Annotated in this window: 14 protein-coding genes; 4 read left to right on the top strand and 10 right to left on the bottom strand. The window is 70.0% G+C overall.

Features of this window, described 5'->3' with window-relative positions:
• The first annotated feature begins 68 nt into the window (after nucleotides 1–68).
• On the top strand, nucleotides 69–506 hold the full coding sequence (locus M2283_RS01895) for a PPOX class F420-dependent oxidoreductase (protein WP_280874141.1): 438 nt from the start codon (nucleotides 69–71) through the stop codon (nucleotides 504–506).
• Between the two features lie 11 nt (nucleotides 507–517).
• Here M2283_RS01895 and M2283_RS01890 read toward each other — a convergent pair whose 3' ends face one another.
• A complete protein-coding gene (locus tag M2283_RS01890; protein WP_280874687.1) occupies nucleotides 518–1450 on the bottom strand; it encodes an NAD(P)-dependent oxidoreductase in 933 nt (310 codons plus the stop codon).
• Between the two features lie 157 nt (nucleotides 1451–1607).
• Here M2283_RS01890 and M2283_RS01885 point away from each other — a divergent pair, with 157 nt between their 5' ends.
• Nucleotides 1608–2210 carry a TetR/AcrR family transcriptional regulator gene (locus M2283_RS01885; RefSeq protein ID WP_280874140.1) on the top strand — a complete coding sequence of 201 codons (603 nt, stop codon included), beginning with the start codon at nucleotides 1608–1610 and terminating at the stop codon, nucleotides 2208–2210.
• A 243-nt stretch (nucleotides 2211–2453) separates the two neighbouring features.
• Here M2283_RS01885 and M2283_RS01880 read toward each other — a convergent pair whose 3' ends face one another.
• Both M2283_RS01880 and M2283_RS01875 read right to left on the bottom strand, forming a co-directional pair.
• Nucleotides 2454–3794 (bottom strand): MFS transporter, encoded by a 1341-nt coding sequence (locus tag M2283_RS01880; protein ID WP_280874139.1) that lies wholly within the window; start codon nucleotides 3792–3794, stop codon nucleotides 2454–2456.
• 164 nt (nucleotides 3795–3958) lie between these two features.
• Nucleotides 3959–4624, bottom strand: coding sequence for a TetR/AcrR family transcriptional regulator (locus tag M2283_RS01875; RefSeq protein WP_280874138.1), 666 nt, complete (start codon nucleotides 4622–4624; stop codon nucleotides 3959–3961).
• A gap of 152 nt (nucleotides 4625–4776) precedes the next feature.
• On the opposite strand from M2283_RS01875, the gene M2283_RS01870 reads away from it, so the two are divergent.
• Both M2283_RS01870 and M2283_RS01865 read left to right on the top strand, forming a co-directional pair.
• Complete coding sequence (locus M2283_RS01870) at nucleotides 4777–5664, top strand: shikimate dehydrogenase (protein ID WP_280874137.1); 888 nt, start codon at nucleotides 4777–4779, stop codon at nucleotides 5662–5664.
• A 75-nt stretch (nucleotides 5665–5739) separates the two neighbouring features.
• Nucleotides 5740–7536, top strand: a complete 1797-nt coding sequence (locus M2283_RS01865; protein WP_280874136.1) for a bifunctional sugar phosphate isomerase/epimerase/4-hydroxyphenylpyruvate dioxygenase family protein — start codon at nucleotides 5740–5742, stop codon at nucleotides 7534–7536.
• Here the strand turns inward: M2283_RS01865 and M2283_RS01860 are convergent.
• The 7 genes from M2283_RS01860 to tal all read right to left on the bottom strand — a co-directional run bounded on the left by M2283_RS01860 (nucleotide 7523) and on the right by tal (nucleotide 15897).
• Nucleotides 7523–8986: a membrane-associated oxidoreductase gene (locus M2283_RS01860; protein WP_280874135.1), complete on the bottom strand. Its 1464-nt coding sequence runs from the start codon at nucleotides 8984–8986 to the stop codon at nucleotides 7523–7525. The genes M2283_RS01865 and M2283_RS01860 overlap by 14 nt on opposite strands.
• Before the next feature lie 175 nt (nucleotides 8987–9161).
• Nucleotides 9162–9749, bottom strand: coding sequence for a histidine phosphatase family protein (locus tag M2283_RS01855; RefSeq protein WP_280874134.1), 588 nt, complete (start codon nucleotides 9747–9749; stop codon nucleotides 9162–9164).
• A 7-nt stretch (nucleotides 9750–9756) separates the two neighbouring features.
• Nucleotides 9757–10632 carry a phosphogluconate dehydrogenase (NAD(+)-dependent, decarboxylating) gene (gene gnd / locus M2283_RS01850; RefSeq protein WP_280874686.1) on the bottom strand — a complete coding sequence of 292 codons (876 nt, stop codon included), beginning with the start codon at nucleotides 10630–10632 and terminating at the stop codon, nucleotides 9757–9759.
• 10 nt (nucleotides 10633–10642) lie between these two features.
• Nucleotides 10643–12289, bottom strand: coding sequence for a glucose-6-phosphate isomerase (gene pgi, locus M2283_RS01845; RefSeq protein WP_280874133.1), 1647 nt, complete (start codon nucleotides 12287–12289; stop codon nucleotides 10643–10645).
• A complete protein-coding gene (opcA, locus tag M2283_RS01840; RefSeq protein ID WP_280874132.1) occupies nucleotides 12282–13217 on the bottom strand; it encodes a glucose-6-phosphate dehydrogenase assembly protein OpcA in 936 nt (311 codons plus the stop codon). Before opcA ends, pgi begins: the two co-directional genes overlap by 8 nt.
• Nucleotides 13214–14755, bottom strand: coding sequence for a glucose-6-phosphate dehydrogenase (zwf, locus tag M2283_RS01835; RefSeq protein WP_280874131.1), 1542 nt, complete (start codon nucleotides 14753–14755; stop codon nucleotides 13214–13216). Before zwf ends, opcA begins: the two co-directional genes overlap by 4 nt.
• Nucleotides 14752–15897, bottom strand: coding sequence for a transaldolase (gene tal / locus M2283_RS01830; RefSeq protein ID WP_280874130.1), 1146 nt, complete (start codon nucleotides 15895–15897; stop codon nucleotides 14752–14754). The genes zwf and tal overlap by 4 nt, the downstream gene beginning before the upstream one ends.

Raw genomic sequence — 15897 nt, 5'->3', positions numbered from 1 at the left:
CTACCGGGTGAGTGGGGTCTGCCGTCGGGACGGGAATGCGGGGACCCGCGCCACGAGTTGACGGGTATATGACTCAGGACACACTGCTCGAACTGCTCTCCGACGGCCGCAGCGGGGTGCTGGTCACCCTCAAGCGCGACGGCCGGCCCCAGTTGTCGAACGTCAGCCACCACTACTACCCGGACGAGCGACTCATCCGGATCTCGGTCACCGACGACCGCGCCAAGACCGGCAACGCGCGCCGGGACCCGCGGTTGTCGTACCACGTGTCCACCCCTGACCGCCGGGCCTACACGGTCGTCGAGGGCACCGCGGAACTCACGCCCGTCGCCAAGGACCCGCACGACGACACCGTCGAGGAACTGATCCGCCTCTACCGGGACGTCCTCGGCGAACACCCGGACTGGGACGACTACCGCGCCGCGATGGTCCGTGACCGGCGGTTGGTGCTGCGGCTGAAGGTGGATCGGGCGTACGGGATCCCGGCCGGCGCCAACCGCGGCTGACGAATCAACGGCTAGTACGGCAAGGGGGTTTGCCCCTGCGCCCCCTCCTCCGTGCGGGCCTCGATCGCACGCACGACCGCCGCCATGTCCTCACCGCCGTACCCGAGCGACACCGTCTCCCCGAAGAGGGCGTGGCAGACGTCGAGCAACGGCGAGGCCAGCCCGGTCTTGCGTGCGGCCTCGGCGATGAGCCGGTTGTTCTTCAGTACGTCCGAGGCCGCCGCCTGTACCGCGAAGTCCCGCTCCAGCAGCTTGGGCGCCTTCATCCGGGAGACGGCGCTGGCCATCGGGCCCGCGTCCAGTACGTCCAGGAACAACCGGCGGTCCAGGCCCTGGCGTTCGGCGAAGTGGAAGGCCTCGGTGAGGCCGGTGACCTGGGTGATCAGGAACAGGTTCACGGCGAGCTTCATCAGCAGGGCGTTGGGTGCGGGTCCGCAGACGAAGGTGCCGTGGCACATGGGTGCGAGCAGCGGACGTACGACCTCCACGGCCGACTCCTCCCCGGCCAGCATGGCGACCAACTGCCCGTTCTCCGCCGGGACGCGCGAGCCGGAGACGGGCGCCTCGACGTAACTCCCGTCCGCCGCGCGGATGTCGGCCTCCAGCGCCTGCGAATACTCCGGCGAGGTCGTGCCCATGTGGACGACCACGCGTCCGGCGACGCGCGCGGCGAACTCCGGGGCGCCGCGACCGAGGACGGCGTCGATCGCGAACTCGTCGGCCAGCATCAGGATCACGACGTCCGCCTGCGCGAACACGTCGGCAGGGTCGGCCGCGACCGAGGCCCCGGCCGCGCGCAACGGTTCGGCGCGGGCGGGCGTGCGGTTCCAGACGGTGAGGGGAGTTCCGGCGTGGGCGAGGCGCAGCGCCATGGGAAGGCCCATGACACCGAGGCCGAGGAAGCCGACGTGGGGCGCGCGGTCGCCGTGGCGGGCCTGGTGGATCGGATTGACGTCGTCAACCTGGTCGCCGTGCACGATCCACCGCCTGTCCGTATCCCCGTACCTGTGTCTGTGTGTGCGGGCCGTCTATGACCGTGGTCATAGTAGCCGCTGTTATGACGGCGGTCATAGGGTGGGCGAGAACGAGGAGGTGCGGCCCATGGCGGTGTCCGAACGGGGTCCGCGTGAGCGGATGGTCTTCAGCGCGGCCCAGCTCATCCGGCGGCACGGCGTCGGCGCGACCGGTATGCGCGAGGTCGCCGTCCACGCGGGGGCGCCGCGCGGCTCGCTCCAGCACTACTTCCCCGGCGGCAAGGAACAGCTGGTCAACGAGGCGGTGGCGTGGGCGGGCCGGTACGCGGGCCGGCGGGTGGCCCGCTTCATGGAGGGCATGGCCGAACCGACACCCGGCGGACTGTTCGCGGCGATGGTGCGCCAGTGGACCGACGAGTACGAGACGGCCGGCCTCCTCGCCGGCTGCCCGGTCGCGGCGGCGACGGTCGACTGCGCAGACGCCACCGAGTCGACCCGTGAGGCCGCGGCCGGCGCCTTCGCCACCTGGACCGCTCCGGTGGCCGGTGCCCTGACGGACATGGGCGTGCCGACCGAGCGTGCCGAGCCCCTCGCCACCCTCATGATCAGCTCCCTGGAGGGCGCACTCCTGATCGCCCGCGCCGAGCGCGACACCCGAGCGCTGACGACCGTGGCCGGGGAACTCGCGCCGATGCTGGACGCGGTGGCGACAGGAGCAGCGTGTTCATGAGCGGGCCCGTTGGTCCGGGAAGCCGTGCCCATGGGCGCCTGTCACCACGGCGGACAATGGCAGGTGTCAGGTTCAAGGGTGATCGCGTTCAAGGGTGATCGCGCCCACGGCCCCCGCTCGACTGGACGACGTCGCCGTGTCCGCTCCCGCGCCCGATCGCGAGGACGATCACGCGATCGGGCGACGACAGCTACCGCACTGGCTACGCGCTCCGGCCGGAGCGCGTAGCCAGTGCGACCGGGATCAGGCCGTCACCCTCTCCGTCCGCGACGCCTGCACGGGCGTCTTCTCGCCGAGCAGTTCGGTCGGGACCTTGCAGGTCTCGCGGGCCGAGAAGGCGGCGATCACCGGCGGGACGCAGAGGGCCGCGGTGAAGAGGGCCACCGAGGACCAGTCGGTGCCGTCCGGGCCCGCGATCTGCGCGGCGAACGTGACCGCGAAGCCGGCCACCGCGAAGCCGATCTGCGTGCCGATCGCCATGCCGGACAGGCGGACGCGGGTCGAGAACATCTCGCCGTAGAAGGAGGGCCACACGCCGTTGGCGGCGCTGTAGACGACACCGAAGGTGACGATGCCCAGGAGCATGATCAGGGGGTAGGAGCCGGTGGAGATGGCCCACAGGTAGAGGAACATCGTGATCGCGCTGCCGACGGCGCCGATCAGGAAGACCGGGCGGCGGCCGATGCGGTCCGAGAGGGTGGCCCACAGCGGGATCGCGGCGAGCGCCACGAGGTTGGCGAGCGCGCCGACCCAGAGCATCGAGGTGCGGGACATGCCGACCGCGTCGCTGGTCGCGTACGCCAGCGCCCACACCGTGAAGATCGTGGAGACCGAGGCGATCAACGCACCCCCGATCACCCGCAGCACATCCGCCCAGTGCTCGCGCATCAGCACCACCAGCGGCAGCTTGACCACACCTTCCGTGGCCGCCTGCCGGGCGAAGGCCGGCGTCTCCTCCAGCCGGCGGCGGATGACGTAGCCGACGACGGCGACCGCGATGCTCAGCCAGAACGGCACCCGCCAGCCCCAGGAGAGGAGTTGGTCCTCGGGCAGCGAGGCGATCGGGATGAAGACCAGCGTGGCCAGTAGCTGTCCGCCCTGCGTGCCGCCGAGCGTGAAGCTGGTGAAGAAGCCGCGCCGGTGCGGTGGCGCGTGTTCGAGGGTCATGGAGTTGGCGCTGGCCTGCTCGCCCGCCGCCGAGATTCCTTGCAGGACACGGCAGGCGACCAGCAGGACGGGCGCGAGGGTGCCGACCTGGTCACGGCTGGGCAGACAGCCGATCAGGAACGTCGACAGGCCCATCAGGATCAGCGTGAAGACCATGATCTTCTTGCGGCCGACGCGGTCGCCGAAGTGGCCGAGGAAGAGCGCGCCGACCGGCCGGGCCGCGTACGCGACGCCGAACGTGGCCAGCGACAGCAGGGTCGCGGTGGCCGGGTCGGACTCGTCGAAGAAGACCTTGGGGAAGATCAGTGCTGCGGCGCTGCCGTAGATGAAGAAGTCGTAGTACTCGAGGGCGCTGCCGATCCAGGCGGCGGTGGCCGCCTTTTTCGGTTGCCCGACGGCTTCGGCGGGGACGGACACGGCGTGCTCCTTCGGGGGACTCCAACGTAGGGAGTGAGCGGTGCGGAGAGCGACCGAGAGACCGAGGGGACGGTCGGCTAATTAACCCACTGGGTAGTTAGTCTCGGTGGGTAGGGATGTTGCGCTCGCGTTTCCCGGGTGTCAAGAGGTCGTGCGGCGCCGGGTCAGTCGGTGGTGCGCTCCGCCGTCAGGTAGGCGATCACCATGTCGCCGAGCATGGCGCGGTAGTGCTCGCGCCGGTCCGGGTCGGTGAGGTCACGGCCGAACAGGGCGCCGAAGGTGTGCCGATTGGCGACCCGGAAGAAGCAGAACGAACTGATCATCGCGTGCAGGTCGACCGCGTCGACGTCGGCCGTGAACAGGCCGGACTCCTGCCCGGTGGCCAGGATGCGGCTGATCACGTCGAGCGCGGGGGAGCCGATCTTGCCCAGCTTCTCGGAGGCGGCGATGTGCTCGGCCTCGTGGATGTTCTCGATGCTGACCAGACGGATGAAGTCGGGGTGCTGTTCGTGGTGGTCGAAGGTGACCTCGGCGAGCTTGCGGATGGCCGCGACCGGGTCGAGGTGCTCGACGTCCAGCCCCTGTTCGGCCTCGCGGATCACGCCGTACGCCCGCTCCAGGACGGCGGTGAAGAGCTGCTCCTTGCCGCCGAAGTAGTAGTAGATCATCCGCTTCGTGGTGCGGGTACGGGCGGCGATCTCGTCGACGCGGGCACCGTCGTAGCCGGCCCGCGCGAACTCCTGGGTCGCCACGTCGAGGATCTCGGCCTGGGTGCGGACCGCGTCGCGGATCCGCCCGTTCGGTCGTGCCGGTTCGTCGACGCTGGTCATCGGGTTCCTTGGCTTCCTTCGGGAGTGCGGCCGCTGCGGCAGATTGTAGAAGGCGCGGTGCTCGCGACGGCCCCAGGCCTTCCCCGGGGGCGGTGCGGCTGGTATAGCTAACGTACTGGTTCGTACATTAGTGATCGGCTCGGGAGGTCCGCGTGGCCAAGGACTCGTTTCTCGTCGGACTGATCGGCGCCGGCATCGGGCCGTCGCTCAGCCCGGCGCTGCACGAGCGGGAGGCGGACCGGCAGGGCCTGCGGTATCTGTACCGGCGTATCGACATCGACGCGCTCGGCCTCCGGCCCGAGGCGGTTGGCGACCTGGTGCGGGCCGCGCGGGACCTGGGGTTCGACGGGCTCAATATCACCCACCCTTGCAAGCAACTGGTCATCGAGCACCTGGACGCGCTTGCTCCGCAGGCTGAGGCGCTCGGTGCGGTGAACTCCGTGGTTTTTGAGGATGGTCGGTCCGTAGGGCACAACACAGACGTCACCGGGTTCGCGGCGGCGTTCGCGCGCGGGTTGCCGGATGCGGCGTTGGAGCGGGTTGTGCAGCTGGGGGCGGGGGGTGCGGGGGCCGCCGTGGCCCACGCCATGCTCACGCTCGGCGCGGGGCGGGTCACTGTCGTGGACGCGTTGGCCGATCGGGCCGTGGATCTGGCTGCGGCGCTGAATCGGCACTTTGGTGTGGGGCGGGCCGTTGCGGCCGGCCCCGATCGTCTTGCCGGGCTGATTGCTCGCGCCGACGGGGTCGTGCATGCGACGCCCACCGGGATGGCTGCGCATCCTGGGCTGCCGTTTTCTGCGGAGTCGCTTCGGCCGGGGTTGTGGGTTGCCGAGGTGGTGTACCGGCCGTTGGAGACGGAGTTGTTGCGGGCCGCTCGGGCGGTGGGGTGTGCCGTTCTGGACGGGGGTGGGATGGCGGTGTTTCAGGCTGTGGATGCGTTTCGGTTGTTCACCGGGCGTGAGCCGGACAGCTTGCGGATGTTGAGGGATTTTGCGGAATTGGGCGGAGTCGTCGAGAGCTCGGCGGGTCCGGTCGTGTGACCGGTGCCGGTTCGTTGTGGCTTGTCGCGCAGTTCCCCGCGCCCCCAAAAAAGCAAAAAGCAGAGGAGTGCGACCGTGCGTACGTCTATTGCAACCGTCTCCCTCGGCGGGTCCCTCACCGAGAAGCTTGCGGCTGCCTCTCGGGCCGGGTTCGACGGAGTCGAGATCTTCGAGAACGACCTGCTCGCCAGTCCGCTCACGCCCGAGGAGATTCGGGGGCGTTGTGCCGATCTTGGGCTCACCATCGACCTCTATCAGCCGATGCGGGACGTCGAGGCCGTGCCCGTCGACGAGTTCGGGCGGAATCTGCGGCGCGCCCGGCACAAGTTCGAGGTGATGCGGCGGCTTGGCGCCGACACCGTTCTCGTCTGCTCCAGTGTGTCCCCGCTCGCCGTGGACGATGATGCCCTGGCCGCCGAGCAGTTGAGCCAACTTGCCGATCTTGCCCAGGAGTTCGGGATTCGCGTCGCCTACGAGGCGCTCGCCTGGGGACGGCACGTCAGTACGTATGACCATGCCTGGCAGGTTGTCGAGGCCGCCGGACACCCGGCTCTTGGGACCTGCCTCGACAGTTTCCACATCCTTTCCCGCGGGTCCGATCCCAAGGGCATCGAAGACATCCCCGGTGAGAAGATCTTCTTCCTCCAGCTCGCCGACGCACCGCTGCTCGCCATGGACGTCCTGCAGTGGAGCCGTCACTATCGCTGCTTCCCGGGGCAGGGTGGGTTCGATGTCGCGGGGCTCGTGCGGCATGTGGTGCGGGCCGGATATACCGGACCGCTCTCCCTGGAGGTCTTCAACGACGTGTTCCGGCAGGCCGAGGCGGGGCCGACGGCTGTGGACGCGCTTCGGTCGCTGCTCGTTCTGCAGGAGGCGGTCGGGGTGGCGGAGTTGCCTGCCCCCGTCGTCCCCACCGGCGTCGCCTTCGCCGAGTTGGTCACTCCCGATGCCGAGCCGGTCTCGGCCGTACTCGGCGCCCTGGGTTTCGTGCGTGCCGCGCGGCACCGGAGCAAGCCGGTCGACCTGTGGCAGCAGGGGGACGCCCGGGTTCTGGTCAACACCGGTCCCGCCGCCCGCCGTGACGGTACCGGTCTCGCCGCGATCGGGCTGGAGTCACCGGACCCCGAGGGCGCCGCCCGTCGTGCCGAGGCGCTGTTGGCACCGGTGTTGCCGCGACGGCGGGCACGCGAGGACGCGCCCCTCGAAGCCGTCGCCGCTCCCGACGGCACGGAGTTGTTCTTCTGCGCGACGGGCCGGCCCGAACTGCCCGACTGGCGGGCCGACTTCGAGGACGTCCAGCACACCCCGGCGGCATCGGACATCCGCCGTATCGACCACCTGGCCCTCACCCAGCCCTGGCACCACTTCGACGAGGCCGCCCTCTTCCATCAGGGCGTCCTCGGTCTGGACGCCCAGGAGAGCGTGGACGTGGCCGACCCGTACGGGCTGCTGCGCAGTCGCGCCGTCACCGGTGCCGACGGCGGTGTCCGGATCGCCCTGTCCGTCGGCGCGGCGCCCGCCGACGACACGGTCCACGCCCAGCACATCGCTCTGGACACGCGGGACGTGGTGGCCGTGGCACGCCGATTCCGCGCGGCGGGCGGGCTGCTGTTGGAGATGCCGGCGAACTACTACGACGACCTCGCCGCCCGGTTCGAGTTCGCCGACGGCGAGTTGGCGACGTACAAGGAGCTCGGGATCCTCTACGACCGTGACGCGTACGGGGAGTTCAGGCACTGCTACACCCGCACCGTCGGCCGTGTCTTCTTCGAACTCGTCCAGCGGGACGGGGGCTATCGGGGGTACGGCGCGGCGAACGCGCCGGTCCGCCTGGCCGCCCAGCACGCCGCTCGGCGTCTCACTGGCGGCTGACGCTCCTGGTCACGCCCGCGATGACCGTCGTGGCGAGGATCCAGCCGGTGATGATGAGGACGTAGGACAGCGCCTGGTAGCCGCCGTGCGGGGCGAAGGCGCCCTCCTGGCCGAAGGAGATCACCGGGAGGAGCAGGTCGAGCGTGAAGAACACCGCGTTGAAGGGCGGGGCTTCGGACGGCTTCAGCGCGGGCGGGTTGTGGAGGGCGTACGCGATCGAGCCCGTGGCGAGCAGGGAGAGCAGCCAGATCATCGCGCGCAGGGGGCGGAAGCCGTAGCCGACGGTGACTTCCTGGAGGTGGCCCCAGGCGCGGCCGTACCAGGGGAGTGTGGCGCGGTGGCGGAGCTGTTTGGCGAGTTGGACCTCGCGGGCCGCCCGGTCGTCGCCGATGCGCCGGTAGGCGGCGGTCAACTGCTCGTAGGCGTACGGGACATAGCCCTCGCCGTCCCGTTCCAGCATCGGCAGTCGCCGCTCGGCGGGCAGGTGCGGGGTGAGCGTCGTGAAGCTGAGGTTGTTGATCCGCACCTCGTCCGGCAGCACCTCCGGTCCGAAGCTCAGGACCTCGATGTGCGCGCGGCGCAGATTGAGGAGGCCCTCCACGGGATCGCTTCCGTATAGCCACAGTTCCCCGATGACGCTGCTGCTGGCCCGCAGTGCCGTGCCGCCGGGGTGGGACAGGTGCGAGCGGGACAGGTCGAGGCGGCCGGCTATGCGGGCGCCGCGCAGTTCGATCTGACCGTACGCGCGCAGCCTGCGGGCGTTTACGTCGGCGTTCGCTTCGAGTGCCTCCGCGCTGAGCGCCATGCCGCCGGGGTTGTGGAACTCGGCGTTCTCCAGATTCACCTTGCCGGCGACCGAGGCCCCGTTGAGCCGTGTCTCGCCGTACACGCGCAGGCCCGTGGCCACGAAGTCATGGCCGATGGTGGACTGGTTGAGCTGGAGCGCCGGCTGTGTGGCGTCCGGCGCGTCGATCTCGGCCCCGTTCAGGAAGACCGCGCCCGAGATCTGTGTCCCGCCCACCTTCACCAGCCCTCGTACCCGGCAACGCGTCAGCCGCAGCGGGCCGTCGACCCGTGAACTGCCGAGGGTGAGGGCGGGGAAGACCGAGTCCATGAGGTTGAGTTGGCGGAGTCGGGAGCTGTAGAGGTCGAGGGGCTCGTCGAAGTGGCAGTGGCTCAGCCGCGCGGCGTGTTCGACCACGGCGTAGATGAGGTTCAGCACGCCGGTGACGCGGGCGCCCGAGAGTCTGAGGGCGGCGACCTCGCCCTCCTCCTGCGGCGCGCTGAGCAGGAGTGCCTTGAGCACCTTGGCGCGGACCGTCCGTTCCGGTCCCCACTCGGCGCCAGCCGACACGTCCTCGTCCGGCGACTCGCGGAAGTCCACGGACTCGCCCCGGGGAAAGGCCCGCCACACCCGTAGTTCGGCCGGTGTCAGATCGCTGATCTCCATCAGCGGTGACTCTGACCCGGCCCGCGTGAGCTGTCAACACCCCGTTGCGAGCGTGCAGTTGCGCAGCTCGGCGAGGGCTGTTCGACGGCCGGTGCGAGCCCTCCTCCGACTGCGACGAGAACGGCCCGGGCCGCGACGCCAACGCGTCGGCCCGGGCCGTTCTTGAGCGCAGGGCCTACGCTCTGGCGTTCCACTCCGCGATGACCGGTCGGTCGTGCTCGGTCGACAGACGGCTGACCGTGCCCGTCGCCAGCTGGAACAGTCGTCCCTCCGCGGGCGGCAGGCCCAGGCGGCGGGCCGTCAGGACGCGCAGGAAGTGGGCGTGCGCGACGAGGACGACGTCGCCGTCGGTGAGGGCGGGGTCCACGTGGGACAGGACGCGGTCGGCGCGGGCGCCGATCTCGGCCGGGGACTCGCCGGGGTGGCCCTCCGGGCCGGGCGGGACGCCGTCCAGCCACAGGTCCCAGGCGGGGCGGGCGCGGTGGATGTCGACGGTGGTGACGCCCTCGTAGGCGCCGTAGTCCCACTCGTGCAGGTCCGGGTCCGGTACGGCTCCGGTCAGGCCCGCGAGTTCGGCGGTCCGTATCGCGCGGCCGAGCGGACTGGTCAGGGCGAGAGCGAAGGTCCGCCGGGAGAGGAGGGGAGCGAGCGCCTTGGCCTGCTCCTCACCGTGCTGGGTGAGGGGCAGGTCGGTCCAGCTGGTGTGCTGGCCCGACACGCTCCACTCCGTCTCGCCGTGGCGGACCAGGAGAAGGTCCCCCACGGCGGGCCTACTTCGACTCGACGGCGTGACCGCCGAACTGGTTGCGCAGGGCGGCGATCATCTTCATCTGCGGCGAGTCGTCCTGCCGGGACGCGAACCGCGCGAACAGCGAAGCCGTGATCGCGGGCAGCGGCACCGCGTGGTCGACGGCCGCCTCGACGGTCCAGCGGCCCTCGCCGGAGTCCTGCGCGAAGCCCTTGAGCTTGTCCAGGTGTTCGTCGCTGTCGAGCGCGTTCACGGCGAGGTCCAGCAGCCAGGACCGGATGACCGTGCCGTCCTGCCAGGAGCGGTAGACCTCGCGGACGTTGTCCACCGAGTCGACCTTCTCCAGCAGCTCCCAGCCCTCGGCGTAGGCCTGCATCATGGCGTACTCGATGCCGTTGTGGACCATCTTGGAGAAGTGCCCGGCGCCCACCTTGCCCGCGTGGACATAGCCGTACGGGCCCTCGGGCTTGAGCGCCTCGAAGATCGGCTGGAGCCGCTCGACGTACTCCTTGTCGCCGCCGACCATCAGGGCGTAGCCGTTCTCCAGGCCCCAGACGCCTCCGGAGACACCGGCGTCGACAAAGCCGATGCCCTTGGTCGCCAGCTCCTTGGCGTGCTGCTCGTCGTCCGTCCAGCGGGAGTTGCCGCCGTCCACGACGACGTCACCGGCCTCCAGCAGACCGCCGAGCTCGTCGACGACCGACTGGGTGGCCGCGCCGGCCGGGACCATCACCCAGATCGTGCGGGGCGCTTCGAGCTTCTCGACCAGTTCGGCGAGGCCGCTCACGTCGGAGACCTCGGGGTTGCGGTCGTAGCCGACGACGGTGTGGCCGGCGCGGCGGATGCGCTCGCGCATGTTGCCGCCCATCTTGCCGAGACCGATCAGACCGAGCTGCATCGTTGCCATGTCAGTTCACTTCCTTGAGCTCGCGGTAGGCGGCCACGAGAGCGGTGGTGGAGGGGTCGAGGCCGGGGACGTCCGCGCCCTCGGTCAGGGCGGGTTCGACGCGCTTGGCGAGGACCTTGCCGAGCTCCACGCCCCACTGGTCGAAGGAGTTGATGTTCCACACCGCGCCCTGCACGAACACCTTGTGCTCGTAGAGGGCGATCAGCTGGCCGAGCACCGACGGAGTCAGCTCGCGGGCCAGGATCGTCGTGGTCGGGTGGTTGCCCTTGAACGTCTTGTGCGGCACCAGCTCCTCGGGCACCCCCTCCGCACGCACCTCGTCCGGCGTCTTGCCGAAGGCCAGCGCCTGTGTCTGCGCGAAGAAGTTCGCCATCAACAGGTCGTGCTGCGCCCTGAGTTCGTCGCTCAGCTCGGCCACGGGCCGGGCGAAGCCGATGAAGTCCGCCGGGATCAGCTTCGTGCCCTGGTGGATCAACTGGTAGTACGCGTGCTGCCCGTTGGTGCCGGGCGTGCCCCACACCACGGGGCCTGTCTGCCACTCCACCGGGCGGCCGTCGCGCTGCACCGACTTGCCGTTGGACTCCATGTCGAGCTGCTGGAGATACGCGGTGAACTTGGAGAGGTAGTGGCTGTAGGGCAGCACCGCGTGCGACTGGGCGTCGTGGAAGTTGCCGTACCAGACACCCAACAGGCCAAGGAGCAGCGGGGCGTTGGACTCGGCGGACGCGGTGCGGAAGTGGTCGTCGACGATCCGGAAGCCGTCGAGCATCTCCAGGAAGCGGTCCGGGCCGACGGCGATCATCAGCGAGAGGCCGATCGCGGAGTCGAACGAGTAACGCCCGCCGACCCAGTCCCAGAACCCGAACATGTTGTCTGTGTCGATGCCGAACTCGGTGACCTTGCCGGCGTTCGTGGACAGCGCCACGAAGTGCTTGGCCACCGCCTTGTCGTCCCCGCCGAGGCCTTCGAGCAGCCAGGAACGGGCCGACGTGGCGTTGGTGATGGTCTCGATCGTGGTGAACGTCTTGGACGCGACGATGAACAGCGTCTCCGCCGGGTCCAGGTCGCGGGTCGCCTCGTGGAGGTCGGCGCCGTCCACGTTCGACACGAAGCGGACCGTCAACTCCCGTGCGGTGAACGCCCGCAGGGCCTCGTACGCCATCGCGGGGCCCAGGTCGGAGCCGCCGATGCCGATGTTGACCACGTTCTTGATGCGCCTGCCGGTGTGGCCGGTCCACTCGCCCGAGCGGACCCGGTTCGCGAAGGCGCTCATCCGGTCGAGGACGGCGTGCACGGCCGGGACGACGTTCTCGCCGTCGACCTCGATCACCGCGTCACGCGCGGCGCGCAGCGCGGTGTGCAGCACGGCGCGGTCCTCGGTGGCGTTGATGTGCTCGCCGCGGAACATGGCGTCGCGCAGGCCGAACACGTCGGTGGCGGTGGCCAGTTCCTGGAGCAGGGCCAGCGTCTCGTCGTTGATCAGGTGCTTGGAGTAGTCGATGCGCAGGTCGCCCACGCGCACGACGTACCGCTCGGCACGTCCGGGGTCCGCGGCGAACAGCTCACGCAGCTGCGGCTGTCCCTGGGCGCGGTGGTCCTCCAGGGCCGCCCACTCGGGGCGCCGGTCGAGCGTCGGGGAGTCAGACATGAGAAGGGGTCTCCTTGGTGGCCTCGCCGCGCAGGGCGATGGCGTACATCTCGTCGGCGTCGAGGCGCCTGAGCTCCTCGGCGATGAGTTCGGAGGTGGGGCGTACCTTCAGGGCGAGGGTGCGCGGCGGCTGGTCCGGCAGGGTCAGCGTGGCCAGCGGGCCCTCGGGTCGGTCGATGACGATCTCGCCGTTCGCGGTGCCCAGGCGCACGGCCGTGACCACCGGTCCGGCGCTCTCGACCCGGTCGACGTTCACCTTCAGGCGGGCCTCCAGCCAGCGGGCGAGCAGCTCGGCCGCCGGGTTGTCCGCCTCGCTCTCCACGGCCGCCGAGATGATCGGCACCCGGGCCTGGTCCAGGGCCGCCGCCAGCATCGAGCGCCACGGCGTCAGCCGGGTCCAGGCCAGGTCCGTGTCGCCCGGCGTGTAGGCGCGAGCCCGGCCGGCCATGGCCTCCAGCGGCCGCTCGACCGCGTACAGGTCGGTGATCCGGCGCTGCGCCAGGGCACCCAGCGGGTCCTTGGCGGGCACCTCGGGCGCGTCCGCCGGCCACCACACGACCACCGGGGCGTCCGGCAGCAGCAGCGGCAGGACGACCGAGTCGGCGTGGTCGGACACCTCGCCGTAGGTGCGCAGGATCACCGTCTCGCCGGTGCCCGCGTCCGCGCCCACCCGGACCTCGGCGTCCAGCCGGGACGTCGTACGGTCGCGGGGCGAGCGGGCGAGCCGCTTGATGACGACCAGGGTGCGCGAGGGGTGCTCGTGCGAGGCCTCCTCGGCCGCCTTGATCGCGTCGTAGGCGTTCTCCTCGTCCGTGACGATGACCATCGTCAGGACCATGCCCACGGCAGGTGTGCCGATGGCGCGGCGACCCTGCACCAGCGCCTTGTTGATCTTGCTTGCCGTGGTGTCGGTCAGGTCGATCTTCATGGCCTGCGCCAGCTCCGTCCATCTCGTGCGAGCATCTCGTCGGCTTCCTTCGGCCCCCAGCTGCCCGAGGGGTACTGAGCGGGTTTACCCTGCTTCGCCCAGTACTCCTCGATCGGGTCGAGGATCTTCCAGGACTCTTCCACTTCCTGGTGACGCGGGAACAGGTTGGCGTCACCCAGCAGCACGTCAAGGATGAGCCGCTCGTACGCCTCCGGGCTGGACTCCGTGAAGGACTCGCCGTACGCGAAGTCCATCGACACGTCCCGGATCTCCATCGAGGTACCCGGCACCTTGGAACCGAACCGGACCGTCATGCCCTCGTCCGGCTGGACCCGGATCACGATCGCGTTCGCGCCCAGTTCCTCGGTGGCGGTGGAGTCGAAGGGGGAGTGCGGGGCCACCTTGAAGACGACCGCGATCTCGGTGACCCGGCGGCCCAGGCGCTTGCCGGTGCGCAGGTAGAAGGGGATGCCCGCCCAGCGGCGGTTGTCCACCTCCAGCTTGACGGCCGCGTAGGTGTCGGTCTTCGACTGGGAGTCGATGCCGTCCTCCTGGAGGTAGCCGGGCACCTTCTCGCCGCCCTGCCAGCCGGTCGCGTACTGCGCCAGCACCGTGTGCTCGCCCAGCTCCTCCGGCAGCCGCACCTGCTTGAGCACCTTGAGCTTCTCGGTGAGCAGCGACTCGGCATCGAAGGCGATGGGCTCCTCCATGGCCGTGAGCGCCATCAGCTGGAGCAGGTGGTTCTGGATGACGTCACGGGCGGCGCCGATGCCGTCGTAGTAGCCGGCCCGGCCGCCGATGCCGATGTCCTCGGCCATGGTGATCTGGATGTGGTCGACGTAGGACCGGTTCCAGATCGGCTCGTACATCTGGTTGGCGAAGCGCAGCGCCAGGATGTTCTGGACCGTCTCCTTGCCCAGGTAGTGGTCGATGCGGAACACCTGGTCCGGCTCGAACACGTCGTGCACGAGCGCGTTCAGGTCCCGCGCGCTCGCCAGGTCGCGGCCGAACGGCTTCTCGATGACCGCCCGCCGCCAGGAGCCCTCCGCCGCGTTCGCCAGCCCGTGCTTCTTCAGCTGCTTGACGACCTTGGGGAAGAACTTCGGCGGTACGGAGAGGTAGAAGGCGAAGTTGCCCCCGGTGCCCCGGGAGGCGTCCAGCTCCTCGACGGCCGACTTGAGCTGCTTGAACGCCGTGTCGTCGTCGAAGTCGCCCGGGATGAACCGCATCCCCTCGGCGAGCTGCTGCCACACCTCCTCGCGGAACGGGGTGCGGGAGTGCTCGCGCACGGAGTCGTGCACGATCTGCGCGAAGTCCTCGTCCTCCCAGTCCCGGCGGGCGAACCCGACCAGGGAGAAGCCCGGCGGCAGCATGCCGCGGTTGGCGAGGTCGTAGACGGCCGGCATCAGCTTCTTGCGGGACAGGTCGCCGGTGACGCCGAAGATGACAAGGCCGGACGGGCCGGCGATGGTGGGCAGCCGCCGGTCGCGCGCGTCGCGCAGCGGGTTCGCCCAGTCGATGGCAGGACTCTCGGTCATTCCCCGTCGACCCCTTCGCTGTTCAGGGACTTCGTCACGGCGTCCAGCAGGTCCTGCCAGGCCGCCTCGAACTTGGCCACGCCCTCGTCCTCCAGCTGCTTGACGACCTCCTCGTACGAGATCCCGAGCCGCTCGACGGCCGCGAGATCGGCGCGTGCCTGGGCGTAGCCGCCGGTGACCGTGTCACCGGTGATCACGCCGTGGTCCGCCGTCGCCTTCAAGGTGCCCTCCGGCATCGTGTTGACGGTGCCCGGCGCGACCAGCTCGTCCACGTACAGGGTGTCCTTGTACGCCGGGTCCTTCACCCCGGTCGAGGCCCACAGCGGACGCTGCTTGTTGGCCCTCGCGCCGGAGAGAGCGGTCCAGCGACCGCCCCCGAATACATCTTCGTACGCCTCGTAGGCCAGGCGCGCGTTGGCCAGCGCCGCCCGGCCCTTGAGAGCGAGGGCCTCATCCGTGCCCAGGACGGTCAGGCGCTTGTCGATCTCGGAGTCCACGCGGGAGACGAAGAAGGAGGCCACGGAGTGGATGGCGGCGAGGTCGAGGCCCTTCGCGGCGGCCTTCTCCAGACCGGCCAGGTAGGCGTCCATGACCTCGCGGTAGCGCTCCAGCGAGAAGATCAGCGTGACGTTGACGCTGATCCCGAGGCCGATGACCTCGGTGATCGCGGGCAGGCCCGCCTTGGTCGCCGGGATCTTGATCATGACGTTGGGACGGTCGACCAGCCAGGACAGCTGCTTGGCCTCGGCGATGGTGGCCGCCGTCTCGTGGGCCAGACGGGGGTCGACCTCGATGGAGACCCGGCCGTCCCGGCCGCCGGTGGCGTCGTACACGGGACGCAGCACGTCGGCGGCGGCGCGGACGTCGGCGGTGGTCATCATCCGCACGGCCTCGTCGACCGTGACACCGCGGACGGCGAGGTCGGCGAGCTGCTCCTGGTATCCCTCGCCCGTGCCGATGGCGGCCTGGAAGATCGAGGGGTTCGTGGTGACGCCCACGACGTGCTGTCCGGCGACGAGTTCGGCCAGGTTGCCGGACTCGATCCGCTTGCGCGACAGGTCGTCCAGCCAGATGGAAACGCCCTCGTCGGACAGGCGCTTGAGGTTGTCCGCGGACGCGGTTGCATCGGTCACAGCGATCAT

Source organism: Streptomyces pseudovenezuelae, from assembly GCF_029892565.1.
GTDB classification, from domain to species: domain Bacteria; phylum Actinomycetota; class Actinomycetes; order Streptomycetales; family Streptomycetaceae; genus Streptomyces; species Streptomyces pseudovenezuelae_A.
The sequence above is the reverse complement of the archived record's forward strand: the minus strand, read 5'-3'. Positions and strand labels throughout refer to the sequence as shown.